This window comes from Burkholderia sp. Ax-1720 (genome assembly GCF_011753035.1).
Lineage (GTDB): Bacteria > Pseudomonadota > Gammaproteobacteria > Burkholderiales > Burkholderiaceae > Burkholderia > Burkholderia gladioli.
The window spans coordinates 1-24,532 of sequence record NZ_VWWK01000113.1 but is presented as its reverse complement, the minus strand read 5'-3'; the positions used below and the strand labels follow the sequence as shown (position 1 = coordinate 24,532).

Genomic DNA, 24,532 nt, shown 5'->3' with positions numbered 1-24,532 from the left:
GGCGAGCCATTCGAGGCGCTCGACATAGGTGCTCGGGCGGAAGTTGCCCTCGGCGTCGAAGTCGGTGACGGGGAAGGACAGCAGGCCTTCCGAGATGATCTGCTTGAGTTCCTGAGGCGTGGTCATGATGGGTCGTCCTGTTGCGCTGGGCGCGGGTTCGTTCAATTCGGGATGTGTTGTATGTCATCGTACAACATCATTTTCGGACTGGCAAGCGCCCCCCGAGCCTTTCGTTATTCAATTTCTGCCTTTCGGCATCAGGGTTTACGCACGATCCCGCAAGTTTGGCCCATGTTGTATGATGACTGTTAATTCCCTGCATGTTGCAACGAGGATTTCCCCTGATGTCCCAGTCCCCTCTCTATATCCGCGTCCATCCGGACGACAACGTCGCGATCGTGGTCAATGACGGCGGGCTGCCCGCGGGCGCGCAATTCGCCGACGGGCTGAGCTTGTGCGAAGGCGTGCCGCAAGGGCACAAGGTGGCGCTGGTCGATCTGAAGGAAGGCGATCCGGTGCTGCGCTACCACGTGGTGATCGGCTACGCCTCGAAGGACCTGCCGCGCGGCAGTTGGGTCAACGAGCGCACGCTGCGCATGCCCGAGCCGCCCGGCCTGGAGAACCTGCCGCTGGCCACCCGCAAGGCGCCCGAGCAGGCGCCGCTGGAGGGTTATACCTTCGAGGGCTACCGCAACGCGGACGGCACGGTCGGCACGCGCAACATCCTGGCGATCACCACCACCGTGCAGTGCGTGTCGGGCGTGGTCGAGTTCGCGGTCGAGCGCATCAAGCGCGAGTTGCTGCCGCGTTTTCCGAACGTCGATGGCGTGGTGGGCCTCGAGCACACCTATGGCTGCGGCGTCGCGATCGAGGCGCCGGGCGCCGAGATCCCGATCCGCACGCTGCGCAACATCAGCCTGAATCCGAACTTCGGCGGCGAGGTGATGGTGGTCAGCCTGGGTTGCGAGAAGCTGCAGCCGGAACGCCTGCTGCCGGCCGGCGCGATTCCGGTGGCGGCCGACAAGCCCGACAACGGCGGCGTGGTCTGCCTGCAGGACCAGGCGCACGTGGGCTTCATGTCGATGATCGACTCGATCATGGCGATGGCGGAACAGCACCTGGAACGCCTGAACCGGCGTCGTCGCGAGACGGTACCGGCCGCGGAGCTGGTGGTGGGCGTGCAATGTGGCGGCAGCGATGCGTTCTCGGGCCTGACCGCCAATCCGGCGGTGGGCTTCGCGGCCGACCTGCTGGTGCGCGCCGGCGCGACCATCATGTTCTCCGAGGTGACCGAGGTGCGCGACGGCGTCGCGCAACTGACCTCGCGCGCGGCCAACGAGGAGGTGGCGCGCGACATCATCCGCGAGATGGCCTGGTACGACGCCTACCTGCAGCGCGGGCAGGTCGACCGCAGCGCCAACACCACGCCCGGCAACAAGAAGGGCGGCCTGTCGAACATCGTCGAGAAGGCGATGGGCTCGATCGTGAAGTCGGGCAGCTCGGCGATCTCGGGCGTGGTCAGCCCGGGCGAGCGCGCCAGGCAGAAGGGCCTGCTCTACACCGCGACGCCGGCCAGCGACTTCATCTGCGGCACCCTGCAACTGGCGGCCGGCATGAACCTGCATATCTTCACCACCGGCCGCGGCACGCCTTACGGGCTCGCGCAGGTGCCGGTGATCAAGGTGGCCACGCGCAGCGACCTGGCGCGCCGCTGGCACGACCTGATGGACGTGGACGCGGGCACCATCGCGACCGGCCAGAAGAGCATCGAGGAGGTGGGCTGGGAGATGTTCCAGTTGATGCTGGACGTCGCGAGCGGCCGCAAGACCTGGGCCGAGCAGTGGAAGCTGGCGAATGCGCTGACGCTGTTCAACCCGGCGCCGGTGACCTGATCTTCCCGATCGAGCCGGCTGCTGTCGCCACGTCGAACCCGCCGCGATCCGGCGGGTTTTTTCCTGGCTGGCGCAAGCTCATTTGTTCGCGCCGAGCGAGCCGCGCAGCCGCTCCATCAGGCGGTAGTAAAGCTGCTGGATCTCTTCGCTGGTGGCCGGCTCGGCGCTCGAGAAACGCTCGTCCCAGGCGGCATGCCAGGCGTAGCTGCCGTGCAGCGAGCGATCGCCGCTCGGCCCTGCCACGCGCGAGCGGATCCGCGCATCGCGGCCCGCGCCCGAATGCGTGTCGAACAGCGCGAGCATCAGCGCGTGATAGGCGCGATACAGCTCGTCGTCGAACAGGTGGCGATAGACGTGCAGCGTTCGGTCGAGCTCGCGCTTGATATGGATGACCTCGTCGGGCGAGATGTCCTTCCAGTAGCCGACCCAGGTATAGAAACAGAGCAGCGCATTGAGTTGCGGCGCGATCTGGTCGTAGATCGCGAGGCGCTTCTCGATCAGCTTCTGGTTGGTCCACTGCACGAGCTCGAGACGCTTCAGGCGCCGGCTGATCAGCCAGCCGAGCGCGGTGACCGACAGCGGCGTGAGCACGCCGACGCAGAGTTGCACGATTTGCAGGGTGGTGGACGCGGGCATGGTCGCGAGGGAAAGGCTTTCCGGAAAAACATCAGCCTAGCAGCCGGGCGTGTCGCCTGGGTGGCGTCGTTGCGGCGCCGATCCTCGGTTCAACGAAGCGTCTCGCATCTTTGCGCTGGACATCATCGCAGCGCGGAAATCGCCGGAATTCGCCTGCACGCGGCCTCCTTGCCCGCTCGCTCTCGACCACGCGCGAAGCTTGAGATCCGTTAGCCGAGCGCTCGCGCCATCGTCGGGGCTTTACCCGATTGCGCGTCCGTGCTTTCCGGGACTTTGCACGCGATTGCGCTGCCGTCCGCCGGCGCGTGCAACGTTTTGCTACAACCTTTTGCTTGGAGCGCCGCGCGAAAGTTTCTTATTCTGGCGCATTTACCAGACGCGGACCGCTCCGCGGTCGCGTCCTCAATGCACCGAGGAGAGAGATATGACGCGTCCCGTCGATTCCGGCGTGATCTTCATCGCGAGGCTGTTGATGGCGGCCCTGTTCTTGTGGGGCGGCGTGATGAAACTGCTCGGCTACGGCGAATTCGTCACCTATCTGAAGGGCATGTACGTGCCCTTCGCGCAGTTCGCGGCGCCGCTGGTGATCGCCATCGAGGGGCTCGGCGCGCTGCTGCTGATCGTCGGTTATCGCGTTAAGCCGGTCGCGCTGCTGCTGGCCGCCTACACCATCGTCACGGCCCTGATCGGCCACAACTTCTGGGATGCCACCAGCCCGGCCGTGCAGCACGACATGGTGGTGCATTTCTGGAAGAACGTCGCGATCGCGGGTGGATTCCTGCTGCTGTTCGTGACGGGCGCGGGCGGCGCGAGCATCGACGCGATGCGCCGCCAGCCCACCTACGGCGTGCTGCGCTGAGAGCCGATGTTCCTCGATACCACGGCGCGAGCCGCGCGCGGCTTCATGCCGCCGAGGCCATGAAAAAGGGCGCCTCGCGGCGCCCTTCGTCCAAACCGGCCCTGGCCGCTCAGCGCGCGTTGCGCGTGCAGAGCGCGGCCAGCGCGCCGATCACGCAGACCGCGCCGACATAGGCGGTTGCCGCGAACGGATTCGACTTGATCATCAGCGACACGATCACGGGCGAGAGCCCGCCGAAGATCGCGTAGGCGATGTTGTACGAGAACGAAATGCCGGAGAAGCGGATCACGGCGGGGAAGCTGCGCACCATCGCCGAGGGCACGGCGCCGACCGTGCCGACCAGGAAGCCGGTCAGCGCGTAGAGCGGCACCAGCGTCGAGGCATCGGCGGCCACCTTGGCGAACAGCGTGCAGAAGCAGGCGGCCAGCAGCAGCGAGCCGACCGCCAGCACGAGCTTCGCGCCGAAGCGGTCGGCCAGCGCGCCGGCCACCACGCAGCCGATCGTCAGGCCCACGGTGGCGATGCTGTTGGCGAACAGCGCGGTGGCGGCAGGGATGTGGAACTGCTTCTGCAGCAGGGTCGGCGTCATCAGGATCACCACCACGATCGCGGCCGACAGCATCCAGGTCAGCAGCATCGAGACGATCACGGCGCGGCCGTGGTCGCGCAGCACCGCCTTGAGCGGGATCTCGGCGGCCAGCGCCTTGCGCGCCTGCAACTCGGCGAACACCGGCGTCTCGTGCAGCCAGCGGCGCAGGTAGACCGAGAACAGGCCGAACACGCCGCCGAGCAGGAACGGGATGCGCCAGGCATAGGCGCTGATCTCGGCCGGCGAGAAGTGCCGGTTGATGCCGCCGGCCACCAGCGAGCCGAGCAGGATGCCGGCCGTGAGGCCCGCCGTGAGCGTGCCGCAGGCGTAGCCGATGCGGCGCGCCGGCACGTGCTCGGAGACGAACACCCAGGCGCCCGGCACTTCGCCGCCCACCGCCGCGCCCTGCAGGATGCGGAACAGCAGGAGCAGCACCGGAGCCAGGATGCCGATCGAGTCGAAGGTCGGCAGCAGGCCCATCAGCAGCGTCGGCACCGACATCAGCAGCACGCTCAGCGTGAACATGCGCTTGCGGCCGACCAGGTCGCCGAAGTGGGCCATGATGATGCCGCCCAGCGGACGCGCCAGGTAGCCGGCCGCGAAGATCGCGAAGGTCTGCAACTGGCGCAGCCAGTCGGGGATGTCGTGCGGGAAGAACAACTGCCCGATCGCTGGCGCGAAGAACACGAAGATGATGAAGTCGTAGAACTCGAGTGCGCCGCCGAGTGCGGCCAGGCTCAAGGTCTTGTAGTCGCTGCGCGTCAGGGCGCGGTCGGCAACGGCGCTCGGCGCGCTGCCCGTTTCGTATGCTTGCATGGTCAGGACGATCGAGGTTCTCAACTCGGCGTGCGCGGCGCGCGACGCCGCACGGCGTCCCGCGCAGCGGGCCGGATCGGCTCGCGACACGGGCCGCGCGGCTTCGGGATCGGAAACGCGCGGGGACGGCGACAGACGGGTCGGGCGATTCTACAGGATGCGGCGCGACGGCATGGAGGCGGCTTCGGGCGCGGGTTCGCGCGCATTGACGGCGCGAAAAGCGGCGGTGCGGGAGCGGCGCGCGGGCCGTGCCGCGGCGTGGCGCGGCTGCGCCGGGCACGTGGCCAATGCTGCAGCTACACGGGCCGCCGCCGCGATCGACTCGCGACGGCGGCCCGCGTGGTATCGGCGCGACGGCCGGTCGATCGTGACCGGCCGGTCACCGCGGCTCAGTTGCCGGCGATGGTGTCGACCGGCTTGAACGCGCCGTGGTCGACGCGGTAGATCGTGACCGGCGCATCACGCAGGTCGCCCTTCGGATCGTAGGCGATGGTCGCGGCCGACACGCCCTTGATCGACACCTTGTCGAGATACGGCCCATAGACCTTCGGGTCGGTCGAGTTGGCGTTCTTCATCGCGGTGAGCAGGGCGATCGTGCCGTCGTAGGAATAGGGCGAGTAGGTCACCACCTCCTCCTTGAAGCGCGCCTTGTAGCGTTGCTCGAAGCCCGCGAAGCCGGGCATCTTCTCCTTGGGCAGGCCGCCCATGTAGACGATCGCGCCCTCGGCCGCCTCGCCGCCGACCTTCAGGAAGGTGGGCGACTTCGACATCTCGCCGGTGACGAAGGCGGCCTTGATGCCGAGCTGGCGCATCTTGCGGATCATCGGCGAGGATTGCGCGTCGCCGCCGCCGTAGAACACCGCGTCGGGATTCATGCCCTTCAGGTTGGTCAGGATCGCCGAGAAATCGAGCGCCTTGTCGTTGGTGAAGTCGCGCTTGACGATGGTGCCGCCGGCCTTCTGCACGGCGGCGGCGAATTCGTCGGCGATGCCCTGGCCGTAGGCGGTGCGATCGTCGATGATCGCCACGCGCTTGTAGTGCAGCGTGTTCACCACGTAGCTGCCGACGATGCGGCCGGCCTGCGCGTCGCTGGTCAGCAGCCGGAAGGTGGTCTTGTAGCCGCGCGCCGTGTATTGCGGCGAGGTGGCCATCGAGACCTGCGGCAGCCCCGCGCGCTCGTAGAGATCCGAGGCCGGGATGCTGGTGCCCGAATTGAAGTGGCCGATGATGCCGGACACGCCGTCGTCGATCAGCCGCTGCGCCACCGTGGTGCCGGTGCGCGGGTCGGCCTGGTCGTCCTGCGAATCGAGCGTGAACGTGACGGGCTTGCCGCCGATCACCGGCTTGGTCGCGTTGAAATCGTCGATCGCGAGCTGCACGCCTTTCTGCATGTCGGTGCCGTAGTTCGATTGCGTGCCCGTGAGCGGCGCGGCAAAGCCGATCTTGACGAGGTCGGCGGCCGAGGCCGGCGTGCCCGCGGCGACGAGGGCGGCGCCCGCGACGAGCGCGAATTGCGAGATCTTCAGCTTCACTTTCGTTTCCCCTTTGGCTGCTGCGGCCGGCTGCGTGGTGCCGGCCTGTTGGCGATCGCGACGCCGCCACCGGCGAGTGGCGGGCCTTGTGCTGAAATCGGCTCGGCCGCGTGGCGACCCGCGAGGCAGGCGAGCAAACGCGCTACCAGAGGGGGACGGCACGATGCGAGCGATTCCAGCGCAGTCTAGGTAGCGAAAAAGCGCCAGTCTTGCGCGCCAGATGCGTCGGGGATGACGAAATCGGCATATGCGCGGTTTCCCTGACTATGCCGATTTCGTCATGGCGTGCGCATAATGTCGCCAAGACGCCAGGCGAGGCGGGTTCCTACGATAGCGGCATGAAAACACTCGACTTCATCGATTCGCATACCGGCGGTGAGCCTACCCGCCTGATCGTGTCCGGGGGGCCGGATCTCGGCGGCGGCACGCTCGCCGAGCGGCTGGAACGGTTCCGCTTGCACCACGACGACTGGCGCGCGGCGGTGGTCACCGAGCCGCGCGGCTCGGACGTGGTGGTCGGCGCGCTGCTTTGCGAGCCGCTCGATCCGGGTTGCGCGGCCGGCGTGATCTTCTTCAACAACGTCGGGTATCTCGGCATGTGCGGGCACGGCACCATCGGCCTGGTGGTGTCGCTCGCGCACCTGGGGCGGATCGGCCCCGGCACGCATCGCATCGAGACGCCGGTCGGCATCGTCGAGGCGACGCTGAACGCGGATCGCTCCGTGTCGGTGCGCAACGTGCCGGCCTATCGCCATCGCAAGGACGTGACGGTCGAGGTGCCGGGCCACGGCCCGCTGACGGGCGATATCGCCTGGGGCGGCAACTGGTTCTTCCTGGTGCCCGAGCACGAGCATCGGCGCCGCGTCGAACCCGCGAACCTGAAGGAGCTGGGCGCGTTCTCGAGCGCCACGCGCGACGCGCTGATCGCCGCCGGCATCACCGGCGCGCACGGCGCGCTGATCGACCATATCGAACTGTTCGGGCCGGCCTCGCGCGAGGGGCTCGACAGCCGTAGCTTCGTGCTGTGCCCGGGCGACGCCTACGATCGCTCGCCCTGCGGCACCGGCACCAGCGCCAAGGCCGCCTGCCTGGCCGCCGACGGCAAGCTCGCCGAACATGCCGAATGGCGGCAGGAAAGCGTGATCGGCAGCGTGTTCCAGGTCAGCTACGTGCGGCATGACGAGGCGATCGAGGGCGAGGCCGCGATCGTGCCGACCATCACCGGTCACGCGCACGTGATGGCCGAGGGACGGCTCTGCTTCGAGGACGGCGATCCGTTCGCGAACGGGATCCGGCTCGGCTGATGGCGCGCGCGGATGCGATCGTGATCGGCGCCGGGATCGTCGGCGCGGCTTGCGCGGCGGCATTGGCCGCGCGCGGGCTGGCCGTCGAGGTGCTCGACGCGGGCGGGATCGGCGGCGGTACGACCGCGGCAGGCATGGGCCATCTGGTGGTGATGAACGATACGCCGGCCGAGCTGGCGCTGACGCGCGATTCGCTGGCGCGCTGGCGCGCGCTCGCGCCGAGCCTGCGCGAATGCGATGCCTATCGGCGTTGCGGGACCTTGTGGGTGGCCGCCGACGACGAGGAGCTCGAGGCGGCGCGCGCGATGCGCGACGGCTACCTGGCGGCCGGCGTGTCGGCCGAGGCGATCGGCGCGGCCGCGCTGCGCGAACGCGAGCCGATGCTGGCCGCGGGCCTGGCGGGCGGTTTGTATGTGGAGGGCGACGGGATCGTCTATGCGCCTTCGGCCAGCGAATGGCTGCTGCGGCATTCGCCGGGCGCGGCGCGGATCCGCGTGCGCGAACGCACCGCCGTGGTCGCGCTGGCGGGCACCGAGCTGCGCACCGCGGGCGGCGAGACGCTGTCGGCCGCGCAGGTGATCGTCGCCAACGGGCTCGAGGCCGCGCGGCTGGTGCCCGGCATTAGCCTGCAGGCCAAGAAAGGTCATCTGCTGATCACGGATCGTTATCCGGGCACGATCACGCATCAATTGCTCGAACTCGGCTATATCAAGAGCGCCCATCACGCGCAGGGCACCTCGGTGGCCTTCAATGCGCAGCCGCGGCCGACTGGGCAGATCCTGATCGGCTCGTCGCGGCAGTTCGACAGCACCGATCCGGCCGTCGAGATGCCGGTGCTGGCACGCATGCTGGCGCGCGCCACGCGTTACCTGCCGGGCCTCGCCGACCTGCATGCGCTGCGCGCCTGGACCGGTTTTCGCGCTGCCACGCCCGACGGCATGCCGCTGATCGGGCCGGTGCCGGGCCGCGCCGGCCTGTGGCTGGCGACCGGCCACGAGGGGCTGGGCGTGACCACCTCGCTGAGCACCGCCGAACTGATCGCGACGCAACTGCTCGGCGAGGCGCCGCCGATCGCGCCCGAGCCTTATTGGCCGGCGCGCGCCATGCCGGAGGTCGGTCATGCCTGATCGCAACCGTGGCGGCGCGAATCCCGTCGAAGTTCAGGTCCATGTCGACGGCCAGGCCTGCCGTGTGCCGGCCGGCACGAGCGTTGCCGCGGCGTTGACGATCGCGCTCGGTGTGCGCGGCACGCGCGGCTCGGTGCAGGGCATGCCGCGCACCATGCTGTGCGGGATGGGCATCTGCCAGGAGTGTCGCGTCGGCATCGACGGCCGCGCGCACGTGCTGGCCTGCCAGACGACCTGCCGCGACGGCATGCGCATCGACACCACCTGGAATCCCGAATCATGAAGGCGCATTACGAGATCGTGGTGGTCGGCGCCGGGCCGGCCGGCTTGGCGGCCGCGCGCGCGGCTGCCGGCGCCGGCGCGCGCGTCGCGATCCTCGACGACAATCCGCGAGCCGGCGGCCAGATCTGGCGCCAGGGGCCCGTGTTCGAACCGGCCGCGCCGCTGGTCGAATCGCTCGCGGCGCTGCGCGCGAGCAGCGTCGAGCTGATCCCGGGCGCGCGCGTGGTGGCTGCCCTGCCGGGTCGCGAATTGCTGCTCGAGCAGGCGTCTGCCGAGGCGGGTGGCGCGATCCTGGGCTACGACAAGCTGATCGTGGCCACCGGCGCGCGCGAGCTGTTGCTGCCCTTCGCCGGCTGGACCCTGCCGGGCGTGACCGGCGCGGGTGGTTTGCAGGCCCTGGTCAAGGGCGGCGTGCCGGTGCGCGGGGAACGGATCGTGATCGCGGGCAGCGGGCCCCTGCTGATCGCCGCGTTGGCGACGGCGCGCGAGGCGGGCGCAAACGTGCTTGCCGTGGTCGAGCAGGCGAGCGCGCGGGCCGTGCGCGGCTTCGCGCTGTCGCTGGCGGCCACGCCCTCGAAGCTGGTGCAGGCGGCGCGGCTCACGCGTGGCTTCATCGGCGTCGACTATCTGACGGGCGGCGTGCTGCGCGCCGCGCATGGCAGCGCGCGCGTCGAGGCCGCGACCATCGAGATCGAGGGGCGGCAGCGCGTGATCGAATGCGATCGGATCGCCTGCGGTTATGGGCTGGTGCCGAACCTGACGCTGCCGCTTGCGCTCGGCTGCGAGTTGCGCGACGGCGCGGTGGCGGTCGATGCGCGGCAGCGTACTTCCCGCGAGGCGGTGTTCGCGGCCGGCGAGAGCACGGGGATCGGCGGCATGGAACTGGCGCGCGCCGAGGGCGCCCTGGCAGGGCTGGCGGCGGCCGGTGTCGACGAGGGCGATCGGCGGGTTGCCGCGCTGATGCGCGAGCGCGAGGTATGGCGAGGTTTCGCCGCGCGCGTCGCGCGGACCTTCGCGCTCGGTGATGCGGCTCGCGCCTTGCCGCCCGACGACACGGTGCTGTGCCGCTGCGAGGACGTCACGCTGGGCGCCGCGCGTGGTTATGCCGATGCGCGTGACGCGAAGCTGCAGACGCGTTGCGGCATGGGCGCCTGCCAAGGCCGCGTTTGCGGCGCGGCCGGCGCCGCATTGCTGGGCTGGCAGGAGGCCGCGATACCGCGCCCGCCGTTCTCGCCGGTTCGCATCGGCACGCTTGCCGCCGACGAGCCGCTCCTATAATCGACGCACGCGGATTTCCCGACCTTCTCCGGACTCATGACCTCGCCCGCCGATTCCTCCTCGCCGCTGTTCGACGCGATCCGCCCGGCACCCGGCTCGGGCGACGGGCTCGACGCGATGCTCGCGCATTTCGCGCAGCTCGCACCGGTGTTCGATGCCTTGCCCGATGTGGCCTTCTTCGTGAAGGACGTCGACGGCCGCTACGTGCTGGCCAATCGCACGCTGGCGCAGCGCTGCGGTTTCAAGGAGAAGCGCGAGCTCTACGGCAAGACCACCGAGGAAGTGTTTCCGCGCCGGTTCGGCCGCAACTATCTCGAGCAGGACATGGCGACCATCCATGCCGGCCAGCAACTGACCGACCAGCTCGAGCTGCATCTCTATCCGGGGCGGCAGCCGGGCTGGTGCCTGACCACCAAGGAGCCGCTGCGCGACGGGCTCGGCCGTGTGGTCGGGCTGGCCGGCATCTCGCGCGACCTGAAGGCCAACGAGGGCTCGCATCCGGCCTACAGCCGGCTCGCCGACGTGGTGCAGTACATCCAGGAGCATTACGTGCAGCCGCTCAACCTCAAGCACCTGGCCGAGATGGCCGGGATGTCGGTCGCGCAGCTCGAACGGTATTTCCACAAGGTGTTTCACCTGACGCCGCGCCAGGTGCTGCTGAAGACGCGGCTCGACGCGGCCACGGCCCTGCTCGTCACGCACGAGAAGGTGACCGATGTCGCCGCGCTTTGCGGCTATACCGATCACAGCGCGTTTTCGCGGCAGTTCAAGGCGACGGTGGGGGTGACGCCGACCGAGTACCGGATGACCTTGCAGGCGGAACGCGGGGCTTGAGGGGAACGTGGCGGCGGGTGTCGTGCCGCTTTGGCGTGATTGCGCAACTAACGGTCTGACCGGCAGGCGCCAGCCAATGAAGACCTCGGACCGAGAACGCCTCGGTCAGGGTTCGTCAGGAAAACGTCGGGAAGGAAAAGCAGGGCCGGGCCGCCGGCTCAACGAAATCCGAGGCCCTTGAGGACGGCGCTGCCGTCGGCGGTCAGGCGTACCAGCGGCGCGGGACCGTCGCCCACCATCTCGACCAGGCCCGCTTCCTCCAGCGCCGGCAGCTCCGGCTTCGCGTTCGCGGCGATCGGCGCGTGCAGCAGCACCAGCAAGGTGGCAATCTCGTGATGGCTCAACAGACGACGCAGCATCGTCTTTGGACGTGACGGGGGGCTGGCCGGGCGGCCGGATGCATCGTTGGCGCTCATTGCAACCTCCAATTCTTCTATCTTGTATCTCGAAAAACGATTGGAGCGGATGGTGCCGCCCGAGACTTAAACGATTCTTAAAATCGGGACGGTCAGGGGAATTGCAAGAGGTGCCTATCGTTACTGGCTGTAACGGCGTCGGTGGGCGGCTCGGCGATGCTGCGCCGCGGGTGTCGCGCGAAGGCCCGGCCCGCCGCGGGAAGCGGGCTTCGGGGCGGCGCGGTTTGCTGCGGGCGGCTTCATTACGGCCGGAAAGTTGCGCCCACGACAATAGATTCTTGATGCCGGCGGCAGCAGCCAGCCGCCGGCCCAATCCTCATTTTTTCCTCTGCGCCTGGGCCGCCAGTCGCACCGCCGTGTTCGCGGCGCCGTAACCATCGTAGCCGCCGCGCCGCTCGACGATCTCGAACGAAAAGCGCTCGTCCACCAGTTCTGTATACGCATGCAGGAATTCGCCGCCCTGCTCGTCGCGGTCGTACAGCAGGTGGTGACGGCACAGCGTGTCGACGAAATCGTCGGGCAGGGCGTAGCGCGCGGCCAGGTCGTCGTAGTAATTACGCGGCACGCGCAGGAAGGCGACGCCGTCGGCGGCCGCCTCGGCCACCGCGCGCACGATGTCGTCGGTGCGGAACGCCACGTGGTTGAGGCCCGAGCCGTGATAGCGGTTCAGCGATTCGAATACGGCCGTGTGGCGATCCACCGAGGCATTGAGCGCGATCCGCACGCTGCCGTCCGGGCTGCGCACCGCGCGGCTGCGCATCAGCCCGTAGGGATCGGGCACCAGCCAGCTCTTCTCGGCCTCGAAGCCGAACGCGGTGCGGAAGAACAGCACCCAGGTATCGAGCGCGTCGGCCGGCAGCGCCAGGCAGACATGGTCGATGCCGGTCAGCGGGCCGACTTCTACCGGGCCGTCCACGTCGGTCAGCACGAAATCCGATTCATAGAGCGTCGGCGCGCCGGGCGTCTCGTCGACGAAATAGTCGAGGCTGCCGTCGGGCGCCTGCACGCCGGGCACCACGCGCTCGTTCGGTCCGACGCGGCCCGAGAACGGCGCGAAGCCGAAGCTCGCCGCGCGCTCGAAGGCCAGCCTCGCGTCGTCGACCTGGAAGGCCGAGGCGCACAGCGACAGCCCATGTCGCTGGAAGAACGCGTCGGCGAAGGAATCGGGCTCGGCGTTCAGCACGATCGAGGCGGCGCCGTGCTGGTAGAGCATCACGTTCTTCGAGCGATGGCGGCCGGCCAGCCGGAAGCGCAGCTTGCCGAGCCAGTCGGCCACCTTCGCGACCGCGCTCGCGTCCACCGCGAATTCGATGAACTTGAAGCCGACGTGGGCCGGCGCGGCGGGCGGCGCGAACAGCGCCTGGTCGGCGGCGGGAGCACGGCCCTCGGCGGCCAGGCGCAGGCGCGTGATGTCTTCCAGGTGATGCAGCGAGCGCAGCCCGTCGGCGGCCGTGATCGCGGTGGGCGCGGCGCGGAAGCCGTCGTTGAAGATCTCCAGCGAAAGCGGCCCGCTGAAACCCGATTCGATCACGCGCGCCGTGAAGCGTGCCAGGTCGAAGTCGCCCTGGCCGGGGAAGGAGCGGTAATGGCGGCTCCATTCGAGCACGTCCATCGCCAGCTTCGGCGCGTCGGCGATCTGCACGAAGGCGATGCGATCGCCGGGGATGCGCGCGATGCCGTCGGGATCGTCATCGAGCGAGAGCGTGTGGAAGCTGTCGAGCGCGAGGCCCAGGTGCGGGCTGTTCACCGCGTCGATCAAGCGCCAGGCGTGGCCGTAGGTCTTCACCACGCGGCCCCAGGCCAGCGCCTCGTAGGCGGCGATCACATCGGCGCCGCGCGCGGCTTCGGCCAGGGCGCCGAGCTGGTCCACCAGCAGCGCCTCGTCGGCGATGGTTTGCGGCGAGACATTGCTGCAGACCAGGATGCGATCGGTGCCCAGCGCGTGCATCAGGTCGAACTTGCGGCGCGCGCGCTCCAGGTTGCGCGCGAGCTGTTCGGCGCCGACGCCCTCGAAATCGCGGAACGGCTGGAACAGCACGATCTCGAGGCCGAGATCGGCGGCGATCCCGCGCACGTCGGCGGGCGAACCGTCGAAGTAGAGCAGGTCGTTTTCGAAGATCTCGACGCCGTCGAAGCCGGCCGCCGCGATCGCCTTGAGTTTCTCGACCAGGGTGCCGGCCAGCGACACGGTGGCAATCGAACGCTTCATGAGCGAATCCCTGCAGGAAAGCTCGGAAACGGCGACAACGGACGAAAAGGTTAATTCCAAGGCCGTTCGTTGATCGCGCAAGTTCCCGATTCTATTGAATTAGGTTGTCGGATTATACAAACTAACTAGATGGTACAAATAAGCATAAACCCCGAAAGACAAGCCGCGTGCGCCTGGCGCACACTTGCGCCACCTCAAAAAGTTTGTGAGGGTGCGTCGTGGCCACGCGATGCGCACCCGTTTCCCGGAGTCTGCTTGTGATGTCGAAGCCAAAGGTCCTGGTGCTGAACGGACCGAACCTGAACCTGCTGGGCACCCGCCAGCCGCATATCTACGGCGCCGAGACGCTGGCCGACGTGGAGCGGCGCTGCCTCGAGGCGGCCGCCGCGCTCGGCCTGGAGATCGAGTTCCGCCAGTCGAACGCCGAGCACCAGTTGATCGACTGGCTGCACGAGGCTCGCACGCGGATTGACGGCGTGGTGATCAACCCGGCGGCCTACACGCATACCTCGGTCGCGCTGGCCGACGCGCTCGCCGCGATCGACAAGCCCGTGATCGAGGTGCATATCTCGAACGTCCATCGACGCGAGGCGTTCCGCCACCATTCCTATGTGTCGCTGGTCGCGCAGGGCGTGATCTGCGGCTGCGGGACCGAAGGTTACGTATTCGCGCTGCAGCGGCTCGCCACCTTGTTGAAGGAGGTGGCGCGATGAACGGCCAGTCGTTCCTGATCGGCTTGATCGGGCAGGGGATCGGCGGCTCGCTGTCGCCGGCGATGCACGAGCGAGAAGGCCGCCTGCAGGGCTTCAACTATGTATACAGGCGCCTCGATCTCGACGTGCTGGGCCTGTCGGTCGAGGCGCTGCCCGAACTGCTCGATACCGCCGAGCGCATGGGCTACGACGGCCTGAACATCACCCACCCCTGCAAGCAGCGCGTGATCGCGCATCTCGACTCGCTGTCCGACGATGCGCGAGCGCTGGGCGCGGTCAACACGGTGCGCTTCGCCGACGGCAAGCGCAGCGGCCACAACACCGATTGGTCCGGCTTCGCGAAATCGTTCCGGCGCGGCCTGGCCGGCGTGTCGATGGCGCGCGTGGTGCAGCTCGGCGCCGGCGGCGCGGGCGCGGCGGTCGCCCATGCCGCGCTGATGCTCGGCGCCGAGGCGCTGACGATCTTCGACGTCGAACCCGCGCGCGCCGCATCGCTGGCCGCCGAACTGCAGGCGCGCTTCCCGGCGGCGACGGTGACGGCGGGCAGCGCGCTCGACGCGGCGATGGCCACCGCCAACGGCCTGATCCACGCCACGCCCACCGGCATGGCCAAGCACCCGGGCCTGCCGTTGCCGGCACACCTGCTCGACGCCAAGCCCTGGGTGGCCGACATCGTCTATTTCCCGCTCGAGACCGAACTGGTGCGCGTGGCGCGCGAGCTCGGCTGCCGGACCTTGCCGGGCGGCGGGATGGCGGTCTACCAGGCGGTCGACGCGTTCGAGATCTTCACCGGCCGCGAACCCGACGCCGAGCGCATGTTCTCGCACTTCGAATCACTCGTCGGGCGCTGAGGCGTCACGACCACGACAACAACCAGGAGACTTCGATGCAGCAATCGTCCCAACCGCCCGCCACGGCCGTTTCCGCGTCGGCCGCGGGCAGCCTGCGCCGTTCCTCGGCGCGTTACCGGATCCTCGCGCTGCTGGCGATCGGCACCATGATCAACTATCTCGATCGCACCGTGCTGGGCGTGGCGGCGCCGGGGCTGACCAAGGAACTCGGCATCGGCGCGGCGGTGATGGGGATCATGTTCTCGTCGTTCTCGTGGACCTACGTGATCGCCCAGGTGCCGGGCGGGCTGTTCCTCGACCGTTTCGGCAGCAAGCTCACCTATTTCCTGTCGATGACATTCTGGTCGCTGTGCACGCTGCTGCAGGGTTTCGTCAGCGGCGTCGGCACCCTGCTGGCCTGCCGCCTCGGCCTGGGCTTCAGCGAGGCGCCGTGCTTCCCGACCAATAGCCGGGTGGTCGCCACCTGGTTCCCGCAGAAGGAACGCGCGATGGCCACCGGCACCTACACGGTCGGCGAATACGTCGGGCTGGCCTTCCTGAGCCCGGTGCTGTTCGCGCTGATGGGCGCGTTCGGCTGGCGTTCGCTGTTCTGGGTGGTCGGCGCGGTCGGCATCCTGTTCGGCCTGGCCTGGCTGCGCCTGTATCGCGAGCCGCGCGATCACCCGGCGGCCAACGCGGCCGAGCTGGCCTATATCGCCGAGGGCGGCGGCCTGATCGACGGCGAGGCGAAGGCGAACAAGCCGGGCCAGGCGAAGTTCAGCTGGGCGATGGCCGGCAGGCTGCTGAAGAAGCGCCAACTGGCCGGCATCTGCCTGGGCCAGTTCGCCGGCAACTCGACCCTGGTGTTCTTCCTTACGTGGTTTCCGACCTATCTCGCCACGGAACGCCACATGGCCTGGCTCAAGATCGGCTTTTTCGCGGTGATGCCCTTCATCGCGGCCTCGATCGGCGTGATGTTCGGCGGCATTTTTTCCGATTATTTGCTGCGACGCGGCAAGTCGGCCAACGTGGCGCGCAAGCTGCCGATCATCGCCGGGCTGCTGCTGGCCTCGACCATCGTGCTGGCCAACTACGTAGAGAGCAACGAGGCCGTGATCGCGATCATGTCGGTGGCCTTCTTCGCGCAGGGCATGGCCGCGCTGGGCTGGACCCTGGTGTCCGACATCGCGCCGGAAGGCCTGCTCGGCGTGACCGGCGGCATCTTCAACCTGGCGGCCAACCTGGCGGGCATCATCACGCCGCTGGTGGTCGGTGTCATCGTCGCCTCGACGGGCTCCTTCGTCGGCGCGCTGGCCTTCATCGGCGTGATCGCGCTGATCGGCGCGCTGTCGTACATCTTCATCGTCGGCGACATCGAGCGGATCGTGCTGTAGTCGTTCTCCACTCGAACAGCACGAATTCTTGCCCGGCCCGCGCGAGCGGCGCCGGGTTTTTTTTATGGGCTCGCGGCTCAGCGTACCGAGATCCCGAGCCGCTCGAGCACGGCCGCGATGGCGGCGACGGCGCGGCGGATCTGCCCGGCGTCGATCGCGCCGATGCAGCCCACGCGGAAGGTGTCGACCTCGGTGAGCTTGCCCGGGTAGAGCACGAAGCCGGCATCGCGCACGGCCGCGTAGAAGGCGTTGAAGTCGTAGCGCGGATCGCGCGGCGCGTGGAAGGTGACGATCACCGGCGCCTGCACTGCGGCATCGAGGAAGGGCGTGAAGCCCAGCGCGCGCATGCCTTCGATCAAGGCCGCGCAGTTGGCCGCGTAGCGCGCGCCGCGTGCCGGCAGCCCGCCTTGTTCCTGGTATTGCGCGAGCGCTTCGTGCAGCGCCGCGACCACATGCGTCGGCGGCGTGAAGCGCCACTGCCCGGTGCGCCGCAGGTAGGCATGCTGGTCGTGCAGGTCGAGCGCGAGCGAGGGTGAGCGGCCCGCGCAATCCTCCAGCAGCGCTTGCCTGACGATCACGAAGCCCATGCCCGGCACGCCTTCCAGGCACTTGCCGCTGGCCGAGACCAGCGCGTCGATGCCGTTGGCGGCCACCTCGACGGGCAGCGCGCCGAACGAGCTCATCGCGTCGACGATCAGCGGCTTGCCGTGCCGCGCGCAGACCGCGGCGATCCGCGCGAGCGGATTGAGGATGCCGGCGCTGGTCTCCAGGTGCACCAGCGCGACATGCGTGATGCGCGGCTCGCGGGCGAGCAGGGCGTCGATCGCCTCGGCGCTGGCGGCCTCGTGCTCGGCGAACGGCAGCGCGATGGCCTCGATCCCGAGCCGGCCGAGGATCTTCAGGATTCGCGCGCAGTAGGCGCCGTGGTTGGGCACCAGCACCACCCCGTCGCGCGGCACCAGCGTGCCGAGCGCCGCTTCCACCGCGAAGGTGCCGCTGCCCTGCAGGGGCACGCAGGTATAGCTCGCATCGCCGCCGGCGATCCGGACCAGGTCCTCGCAGAGCGTTTGCGTCAGACGATTGAAGGCCGCGTCCCACGAGCCCCAGTCGCGCAGCATCGCCCGGCGCGTGGCCGGCGACGTGGTCAGCGGGCCGGGCGTCAGAAGAATCGGGTCGTTGTCGGGAATCACGTTGCCTCCTGGCTGAAAAGGGCGGCGCGCCACGGTCGGCGCACCGGATGCTTTGCATCGTAGTGGCAAAATGTGTCATTTTTTGGAATTCGGTGGTGTCGTCATTGAGTTGTCATCGAAGCCTGTGATGCTTCGCCTGCTGCCGGGGCGACCGCTGCCGGCGGCGCGAAACCGGGCCGAACGCGGGCCCGTGACGACGACAGGCGCCGGCGGGAGTCCGGCCCGACTTTGTATCCGCCCTACGGAGAAGCGAGATGACATTCCAGAATTCCTTCGGCACGGTGTTGCGCAAGCTGGCGCTCGCGGCGTGCGCGGCTGGCCTGCTGCAAGGTATCGCCATGCCGGCGCACGCGGCCGGCGCGGTCGTGCTGTACACGGCCGACGGCCTCGAAAACCTCTATCGCGACGTGCTGCCGGCGTTCGAGAAGAAGGAAGGCGTGAAGGTGAACATCGTGACGGCGGGCAGCGGCGAAGTGGTGAATCGCGCCAACGTCGAGAAGAATTCGCCGAAGGCCGACGTGCTGGTGACGCTGCCGCCGTTCATCCAGCAAGCCGGCCAGCTCGGCCTGCTGCAGAACTACCAGAGCGCGAACTACGCGAACGTGCCGGCGATCGCCAAGGCGGCCGACGGTTCCTGGGCGACCTTCGTCAACAACTACTTCTCGTTCGCGATCAATCCGGACGTGGTCAAGAACCAGCCGAAGACCTTCGCCGACCTGCTCGCGCCCGAGTACAGCGGCAAGATCGCCTACTCGAACCCGGCCACGGCCGGCGACGGCATGGCCGTGATCATCCTGACCTCGACGCTGATGGGCGAGGATGCCGCCTTCGACTACCTGGCCAAGCTCGAGCGCAGCGCCAAGTTCCACACCAAGGGCACGGGCTACCTGAACGTGCTGCTCTCGCGCAACGAGATCAGCGTCGCCAACGGCGATCTGCAGATGGACCTCGACGACGCCGAGCACGGTGGCCTGTCGGTCAAGCCGGTGTTCCTGGCCGCCAAGCCGGGCGACGCGCCGACCACCTTCCAGCTGCCTTACGCGATCGGCCTGTTCAAGGGCGGCCCGAACACCGAGGCCGGCAAGAAGCTGATCGACTACCTGATGTCGACCGAGGTGCAGTCGAAGGTGCCGGACATGTACGGCATCCCGGGCCGCACCGACGTGCCGCTGACGGGCAAGAACGGCGAGGCCGTGAAGCGCGCGATCGCGGGCGTCAAGCTGATCCCGGTGGACTGGAATGCCGTGATGGCCAAGAAGGCCGGCTGGACCGAGCGCTGGAAGAAGGACGTGATCGGCAGCTCCGGCAAGGAAACCGAAGTCGTCAAGCCGAAGTGATTGGCTAACGAGGGATGCCTGTGAATACCGCCAGCCTGATCCATCCCCGCGCGCTCGGCGCAGCAGAGCCGCGTGCGTCGCTGCGCGCGGCCGCGCCGGGCGGCGTGCAGATCGAGCATCTGAGCGTGCGCTACGGCGCACGCACCGTGCTCGACGACCTGTCGCTCTCGATCGGCGCCGGGGAACTGCTGACCGTGCTCGGCCGCAGCGGCTGCGGCAAGACCACCATGCTGCGTTTCATCGCCGGGTTCGTGAAGGCCGACGGCCTGACCGGCACGCTGACCGTGGCGGGCCGCGACCTGACCCATGCGCCGCCGCACAAGCGCAATCTCGGCCTGCTGTTCCAGAACTATGCGTTGTTCCCACATCTGTCGGTGTTCGAGAACGTCGCCTTCGGGCTGCGCGCGCGGCGCATGTCCTCGGGCGAGATCGCCCGGCGCGTGGCCGATGCGCTGAAGCTGGTGCAGCTCGGCGATGCCGGGCACGTGATGCCGGCCCAGCTCTCGGGCGGCATGCAGCAGCGCGTGGCGCTGGCCCGCGCGCTGGTGATCGAGCCCGACGTGCTGCTGCTCGACGAGCCGCTGTCGGCGCTCGATGCCAACCTGCGCGCCTCGGTGCGCACCGAATTGAAGGCGCTGCACGAGCGCCTGCCGAACCTGACCATCGTCTGCGTCACGCACGATCGCGACGATGCGCTGGTGCTGTCCGATCGCGCGCTGCTGATGCGCGACGGCCGCATCGCCCAGATCGGCACGCCGCAGCAGCTTTACGACCAGCCGCGCGACGGCTTCGTGGCGCGTTACCTGGGCGCCGCGAACCTGCTGCCGCCGCAGGTCGTCTATCCGATCGGCGATCCGCTGCATACCGTGCGCGACAAGCTCGCCTGCGTGCGCCCCGAGCGCTTCACGCTGCAGCCGCCCGGCAGCGGCGGCCTGAACGGCACCATCGCCTCGGTCGAGTGGCATGGCTCGGAATTGTCCGTGTCGGTGATGCTCGACGCGGCGGCCGACCAGCCGGTGCTGGTCACCCTGCAGCGCGGCCGCGGCATGAGCCCGGAGCGCGGCGCGCGCGTTTCCCTGCATTGCGAGGCGGATGATGTCGTCCTTATCGACCCCTGAGCTCGAGCTCGATCGCGCTGCCGCCGCGCGCCGCGATGCCTCCACCGCCGCGCACGCGCAGGCGGCGCGACGGGCCCGGCGCAATGGGCGCCTGCATCTGCTGGTGCTGGTGGTGGTCGTGCTCGGGCCGTTGGTGCTCTATCCGCTGGCGCGCCTGCTGCTGCTGAGCGTGACGGGCGATCACGGCTTCACGCTCGCCGCCTATCGCGGCTTCTTCGGCAATCCCGATACGCGCGGCGTGCTCGGCACCACGCTGTGGGTGCTCTGCGTGAGCGCGGGGACGGCCTCGGTGCTCGGCGTGCTGCTGGCGGCGCTGCTGTTTTTCCGGCCGTTTCCGGGCGCCTCGCTGATCACGCGTTTTCTCGAGCTCTACGTGGCCTTTCCGTCGTTCCTGGTCGCCTTCACGCTGATCTTTCTTTACGGTTCGCAAGGCTCGATCAGCATCGCGCTGCAGCGCCTGTTCCATCTCGATGCGCCGCCGCTCGACTTCCTGTTCGGCATCGGCGGCGTGATCCTGGCGCAGACGGTGTTCTATACGCCCTTCGTGGTGCGGCCCACGCTGGCTTCGTTCGCGACGCTCGACATGCGGCTGGTCGAGGCGGCGCGCAGCCTCGGCGCGAACGGCTGGATGCTGGCGCGCCGCGTGATCCTGCCGATCGCCTGGCCCGGCATCGCGGCCGGCACGATCCTGTGCTTCCTGCTGACCCTGAACGAGTTCGGGATCCTGCTGGTGCTCGGCAGCGCGCGCCTGGTCACCTTGCCGGTCGCGATCTATACCAGCGCCTCGGTCGATCTCGACCTGCCGAGCGCGGCGGCCGGCGCCGTCGTGATGCTCGCGATGTCGCTCACGCTTTACGCGCTTTACCGCCGGATGAATCGCCGTGCGATGGGAGGAGGGCAGCATGTCCGCTGAATTTGGTCTGGGCGGCTCGCCGGTGGCGCGGGCCGAACCCGGCTGGTCCGATACGCTGCTCAAGCACGCTTCGCGCGTCGCGCTCGGGCTGGCGGCATTCGCCTGCTTCTGGCTGTTCGTGCTGCCGGTGGTGGTGGTCGCGCTGTCGAGCGTGGCCACGCGCTGGTCGGGCACTATCCTGCCGTCCGGCTACAGCCTGCGCTGGTTCGAGCGGCTCGGCCAGCCCGAATTCGATGCGCTCGCAACCAGTCTCGAGATCGGTTTCGGCGTTGCCGTGATCGGCACCGTGCTGGGGCTGTGGCTCGCGCTGGCGCTCGAAGGGCGTGCGCAGGGGCGGCTCGGGGCCCTGGTCGACGCGCTGGTGATGCTGCCGAACGGCGTGCCGAGCGTGGTGCTGGGGCTGGCCGTGCTGATTGCCTATCACCAGAAGCCCGTCGACCTGTCGAGCTCGGCGGCCATCGTGGTGCTGGTGCAGCTCGCGCTGATCCTGCCGTTCTGCTATCGCTGCGCGGCCGCCGCGCTGCGGCCCGAGCTGACCATCCTGCGCGAGGCCGCTGCCAGCCTCGGGGCGCCGCCGTCGATGGTGCTGCGCCGGGTGCTGCTGCCGCAACTGGTGCCGGCGTTGCGCGCCAGCCTCGCGCTCGGCTTCGCGCTCTCGCTCGGCGAGCTGGGCGCGACCATGACCGTCTATCCGCCGGGATTCGCCACCGTGCCGATCGTGGTGATCGGCCAGGTCGAGCGCGGTTATTACCTGCCGGCTTCGGCGCTGTCGCTGCTGATGCTGGTGGCCTCGCTGGCGGCGTTGATGCTGATCGCCGCGCGCGTGCCGCGACTGCGGCGCCAGTAGCGCGAGCGGCGGCGGAGGCCGCCGCTGCGTCGAGATGATGGAGGAGCCATGCTGAAGCCGACTCACGAAACGATCGACGTCAACGGACGTCGTTATCGCCTGCCCGTCGCGCCGACCGTTGTCGTTTGCCTCGGCGGCAGTTCGCCCGATTATCTCGACGCCGCGCTGAGCGCCGGCGTGACGCCCTTTATCGCGCGCATGATGCGCGAAGGGGCGTCGTTCGGCGCCGACGGCGTGGTGCCGGCGCTGACGCATGCCAACCAGGTTTCGATCGCCTGTGGCGTGCCGCCGTCGCTGCATGGAATCTGCGGCAATACCGTGCGCGATCCGCTGGCGCTCGGCGGCGAGGGCGCCGATATCGCCCTGCATGGCGCCGACGACGTGCGTGCCGAAACCGTGCTCGCCGCGGCTGCTCGCGCCGGCGCGCGGGTTGCGGTGGTGACGGCCAAGGACAAGCTGCGTCGGCTGCTCGGCGCGGGGCTTAAGGGCATCCGCTTCTCGGCGGAGAAGGCGGCGCAGGCTTCGCTGGCCGAGAACGGCATCGCCGATGCGCTCGACCTGGTCGGCCTGCCTTCTCCCTATGTTTATAGCCCAGCGCTCTCCGAGTTCGTGATGGCGGCCGGTGTGCGGCTTGCCAGGATGCGCAATGTCGACCTGATGTACCTGGCCACGCATGATTACGTGCAGCGCAAATGGGCGCCCGGCAGCGCGGAGGCCAATGCGTTTCATGCGATGGTCGATCGTTATCTTGCCCAGCTCGATGCGCTGGGCTGGGTGATCGGCCTGACCGCCGATCATGGCATGAGCGCCAAGCACGATGCGCGCACGGGCAGGCCCCAGGTCGCGTACCTGCAGGATGCGCTCGATGCCTGGCTCGACTTTCCGCCGACGCGCGTGGTGTTGCCGATCGCCGATCCGCATGTGGTGCATCACGGCGCGCTGGGTTCGTTCGCGACGATCCACCTTCCTTCCGATCTCGATGCGGACGATGTGGTCGCGCTGTTGCGAGGGCTCGACGGCATTGCGCTGGCGATGGGCCGGAATGAGGCGGCGGCCTGTTTCGAATTACCGGCCGACCGGATCGGCGAGGTGGTGGTGATCGCGCGCGATGACTTCGTGCTGGGGCGGCGTGAGCGTGAGCACGACCTCTCGGCGTTGACCGTGCCGCTGCGTTCGCATGGCGGCTTCGGCGAGCAGGCGGTGCCGCTGCTGTTCAACCGCCGGATCGCCTCGGTCGACGCCAGCCGGCGCTGGCGCAACTTCGACGTGTTCGACCTCGCGCTCAACCACGCGGTGCGCGGCGACGATTTCGCCTTCGAGCGCGCGCTGCGGGTGCCGGAGCGGGCGATGCATGCGGGCTGAGCGGCGGTCTTGTCTTTGGGTAGTGGTGACTGGAAAGGAAGGAGCAGGGACGTGGCATTGACGCTGGACGATATTCGCAGGCTGTTCGAGCACAAGGGTGGCACTGCCTATAGCGGCGAGCCGGTGACGCAGCTCGAGCATGCCTTGCAAAGCGCGCAGCTCGCGGAGGACGAGCATGCAGGCGATGCGCTGGTCACGGCCGCGCTGCTGCACGATCTCGGACATCTGTTGAACGAGCAGGGCGAGACGCCGACGGCGCGTGGTATCGACGATCTGCATCAGTATTACGCGCTGCCGTTCTTGCGCAGCCTGTTCCCGGATGCGGTGCTGGAGCCGATTCGCCTGCATGTGGATGCGAAGCGCTGTCTGTGCGCGATCGAGCCGGGCTACGCGCGGGCGCTGTCCGAGGATTCGGTGCGCAGCCTGGCGCTGCAGGGCGGTATATATAGTGAGGCGGATGCCCGGGCCTTCATGCAGCGGCCTTACGCCGAGGATGCGGTTCGGCTGCGTCGCTGGGACGACGGTGCGAAGCGGGCTGGCGGCGTCACGAAATCTCTCGATCACTTCATGACGATTGCGTCGCGCGTGGCGCACGACGTGTCGCGATAGCGAGTTTCGAAGGCGTCGAAATCAGGTTCTTCTTTTGGTATCAACGAGTTGCCATGAAGGGCGCCGCGCAAGCGGCGCCCTTCATGCATTTTCTTTGCGAAAACGCTTGCACGAAGGCGATGGGCTGCTTAGAATCACGCCTCTTTCGCGCTAACGGAAACGCGGCACGAAAGAGGAAGCAAGGTTGGACAAGTCGAGCGCCTGAGCAGTTGGCCGCTGATTCGTTTAGCTGAGAAGTGATCGACGCAGTGAGTTGATCGCGGCGCTGAAAAAAGTAGTTGACGCGCTGCGAAATGTTGATCATAATCTCGCTTCTCTGCTGCTGAAGAAACCAAGTTGCTTCGCAGACACGCTCTTTAAAAATCTACAGCCGATAAGTGTGGACGCTTGATGGAAGCGGTCCTGATCTCCGGATCAGGTCAGCAAAAGTATCAAGAGTCTCACA

General features: G+C 68.3%; 22 protein-coding genes and 1 pseudogene. 16 read left to right on the top strand and 7 right to left on the bottom strand.

Going from position 1 to position 24,532, the window contains the following annotated elements; all coding sequences use genetic code 11:
- Window positions 1-126 (bottom strand): annotated as a pseudogene (locus F3J18_RS25400) (5-dehydro-4-deoxyglucarate dehydratase); the annotation flags it as partial.
- A gap of 218 nt (window positions 127-344) precedes the next feature.
- On the opposite strand from F3J18_RS25400, the gene garD reads away from it, so the two are divergent.
- Window positions 345-1,892, top strand: coding sequence for a galactarate dehydratase (gene garD / locus F3J18_RS25395; protein ID WP_166914868.1), 1,548 nt, complete (start codon window positions 345-347; stop codon window positions 1,890-1,892).
- A gap of 78 nt (window positions 1,893-1,970) precedes the next feature.
- Here garD and F3J18_RS25390 read toward each other — a convergent pair whose 3' ends face one another.
- A complete protein-coding gene (locus tag F3J18_RS25390) occupies window positions 1,971-2,528 on the bottom strand; it encodes a hypothetical protein (protein WP_166914866.1) in 558 nt (185 codons plus the stop codon).
- Window positions 2,529-2,952: 424 nt separating this feature from the next.
- Here F3J18_RS25390 and F3J18_RS25385 point away from each other — a divergent pair, with 424 nt between their 5' ends.
- On the top strand, window positions 2,953-3,387 hold the full coding sequence (locus F3J18_RS25385; protein ID WP_025100799.1) for a DoxX family protein: 435 nt from the start codon (window positions 2,953-2,955) through the stop codon (window positions 3,385-3,387).
- A 109-nt stretch (window positions 3,388-3,496) separates the two neighbouring features.
- Here the strand turns inward: F3J18_RS25385 and F3J18_RS25380 are convergent, their stop codons facing one another.
- Both F3J18_RS25380 and F3J18_RS25375 read right to left on the bottom strand, forming a co-directional pair.
- Window positions 3,497-4,792 carry an MFS transporter gene (locus tag F3J18_RS25380; protein ID WP_013689356.1) on the bottom strand — a complete coding sequence of 432 codons (1,296 nt, stop codon included), beginning with the start codon at window positions 4,790-4,792 and terminating at the stop codon, window positions 3,497-3,499.
- 389 nt (window positions 4,793-5,181) lie between these two features.
- Window positions 5,182-6,324, bottom strand: a complete 1,143-nt coding sequence (locus F3J18_RS25375) for a branched-chain amino acid ABC transporter substrate-binding protein (RefSeq protein WP_013689357.1) — start codon at window positions 6,322-6,324, stop codon at window positions 5,182-5,184.
- Between the two features lie 338 nt (window positions 6,325-6,662).
- On the opposite strand from F3J18_RS25375, the gene F3J18_RS25370 reads away from it, so the two are divergent.
- From F3J18_RS25370 to F3J18_RS25350, 5 genes are read left to right on the top strand one after another with little or no spacing between them, the layout of a single operon-like run.
- Window positions 6,663-7,628, top strand: a complete 966-nt coding sequence (locus F3J18_RS25370) for a 4-hydroxyproline epimerase (RefSeq protein ID WP_166914864.1) — start codon at window positions 6,663-6,665, stop codon at window positions 7,626-7,628.
- On the top strand, window positions 7,628-8,755 hold the full coding sequence (locus tag F3J18_RS25365; protein WP_166914861.1) for an FAD-dependent oxidoreductase: 1,128 nt from the start codon (window positions 7,628-7,630) through the stop codon (window positions 8,753-8,755). Before F3J18_RS25370 ends, F3J18_RS25365 begins: the two co-directional genes overlap by 1 nt.
- The gene (locus tag F3J18_RS25360) at window positions 8,748-9,038 is read left to right on the top strand and encodes a (2Fe-2S)-binding protein (RefSeq protein ID WP_166914860.1); all 291 of its coding nucleotides are present in this window, start codon (window positions 8,748-8,750) and stop codon (window positions 9,036-9,038) included. The genes F3J18_RS25365 and F3J18_RS25360 overlap by 8 nt, the downstream gene beginning before the upstream one ends.
- Window positions 9,035-10,315, top strand: coding sequence for an FAD/NAD(P)-binding oxidoreductase (locus tag F3J18_RS25355; RefSeq protein ID WP_166914858.1), 1,281 nt, complete (start codon window positions 9,035-9,037; stop codon window positions 10,313-10,315). Before F3J18_RS25360 ends, F3J18_RS25355 begins: the two co-directional genes overlap by 4 nt.
- A 36-nt stretch (window positions 10,316-10,351) precedes the next feature.
- Complete coding sequence (locus F3J18_RS25350) at window positions 10,352-11,149, top strand: AraC family transcriptional regulator (protein ID WP_025100805.1); 798 nt, start codon at window positions 10,352-10,354, stop codon at window positions 11,147-11,149.
- A gap of 158 nt (window positions 11,150-11,307) precedes the next feature.
- On the opposite strand, the gene F3J18_RS25345 is transcribed toward F3J18_RS25350, so the two are convergent.
- Together F3J18_RS25345 and F3J18_RS25340 are read right to left on the bottom strand one after the other, a co-directional pair.
- Complete coding sequence (locus F3J18_RS25345; protein ID WP_025100806.1) at window positions 11,308-11,565, bottom strand: hypothetical protein; 258 nt, start codon at window positions 11,563-11,565, stop codon at window positions 11,308-11,310.
- 316 nt (window positions 11,566-11,881) lie between these two features.
- Window positions 11,882-13,774 carry a sugar phosphate isomerase/epimerase and 4-hydroxyphenylpyruvate domain-containing protein gene (locus F3J18_RS25340; RefSeq protein WP_166914856.1) on the bottom strand — a complete coding sequence of 631 codons (1,893 nt, stop codon included), beginning with the start codon at window positions 13,772-13,774 and terminating at the stop codon, window positions 11,882-11,884.
- A gap of 260 nt (window positions 13,775-14,034) precedes the next feature.
- Between F3J18_RS25340 and aroQ the strand changes: the two genes are divergently transcribed.
- Genes aroQ through F3J18_RS25325 form a run of 3 tightly spaced genes read left to right on the top strand, consistent with a single transcriptional unit; the run spans window position 14,035 to window position 16,711 of the window.
- Window positions 14,035-14,487 (top strand): type II 3-dehydroquinate dehydratase, encoded by a 453-nt coding sequence (aroQ, locus tag F3J18_RS25335; protein ID WP_166914854.1) that lies wholly within the window; start codon window positions 14,035-14,037, stop codon window positions 14,485-14,487.
- A complete protein-coding gene (locus tag F3J18_RS25330; protein ID WP_166914852.1) occupies window positions 14,484-15,338 on the top strand; it encodes a shikimate dehydrogenase in 855 nt (284 codons plus the stop codon). Before aroQ ends, F3J18_RS25330 begins: the two co-directional genes overlap by 4 nt.
- A 35-nt stretch (window positions 15,339-15,373) precedes the next feature.
- The gene (locus F3J18_RS25325; protein WP_166914850.1) at window positions 15,374-16,711 is read left to right on the top strand and encodes an MFS transporter; all 1,338 of its coding nucleotides are present in this window, start codon (window positions 15,374-15,376) and stop codon (window positions 16,709-16,711) included.
- A gap of 77 nt (window positions 16,712-16,788) precedes the next feature.
- Here F3J18_RS25325 and F3J18_RS25320 read toward each other — a convergent pair whose 3' ends face one another.
- Complete coding sequence (locus tag F3J18_RS25320; protein WP_166914848.1) at window positions 16,789-17,901, bottom strand: 2-aminoethylphosphonate--pyruvate transaminase; 1,113 nt, start codon at window positions 17,899-17,901, stop codon at window positions 16,789-16,791.
- Between the two features lie 254 nt (window positions 17,902-18,155).
- On the opposite strand from F3J18_RS25320, the gene phnS reads away from it, so the two are divergent.
- Genes phnS through F3J18_RS25290 form a run of 6 tightly spaced genes read left to right on the top strand, consistent with a single transcriptional unit; the run spans window position 18,156 to window position 24,087 of the window.
- Window positions 18,156-19,238: a 2-aminoethylphosphonate ABC transporter substrate-binding protein gene (gene phnS, locus F3J18_RS25315; RefSeq protein WP_098151673.1), complete on the top strand. Its 1,083-nt coding sequence runs from the start codon at window positions 18,156-18,158 to the stop codon at window positions 19,236-19,238.
- A gap of 14 nt (window positions 19,239-19,252) precedes the next feature.
- Entirely contained in the window at window positions 19,253-20,356 is a 1,104-nt protein-coding gene (phnT, locus tag F3J18_RS25310; protein ID WP_025100813.1) for a 2-aminoethylphosphonate ABC transport system ATP-binding subunit PhnT, read from the top strand.
- On the top strand, window positions 20,334-21,269 hold the full coding sequence (phnU, locus tag F3J18_RS25305; RefSeq protein WP_025100814.1) for a 2-aminoethylphosphonate ABC transporter permease subunit: 936 nt from the start codon (window positions 20,334-20,336) through the stop codon (window positions 21,267-21,269). The genes phnT and phnU overlap by 23 nt, the downstream gene beginning before the upstream one ends.
- Window positions 21,259-22,116 (top strand): 2-aminoethylphosphonate ABC transport system, membrane component PhnV, encoded by an 858-nt coding sequence (gene phnV / locus F3J18_RS25300; protein ID WP_017920137.1) that lies wholly within the window; start codon window positions 21,259-21,261, stop codon window positions 22,114-22,116. Before phnU ends, phnV begins: the two co-directional genes overlap by 11 nt.
- Window positions 22,117-22,164: 48 nt before the next feature.
- A complete protein-coding gene (gene phnA, locus F3J18_RS25295; protein ID WP_166914846.1) occupies window positions 22,165-23,478 on the top strand; it encodes a phosphonoacetate hydrolase in 1,314 nt (437 codons plus the stop codon).
- Between the two features lie 51 nt (window positions 23,479-23,529).
- Entirely contained in the window at window positions 23,530-24,087 is a 558-nt protein-coding gene (locus tag F3J18_RS25290; RefSeq protein WP_166914845.1) for a phosphonate degradation HD-domain oxygenase, read from the top strand.
- Window positions 24,088-24,532: the final 445 nt, after the last annotated feature.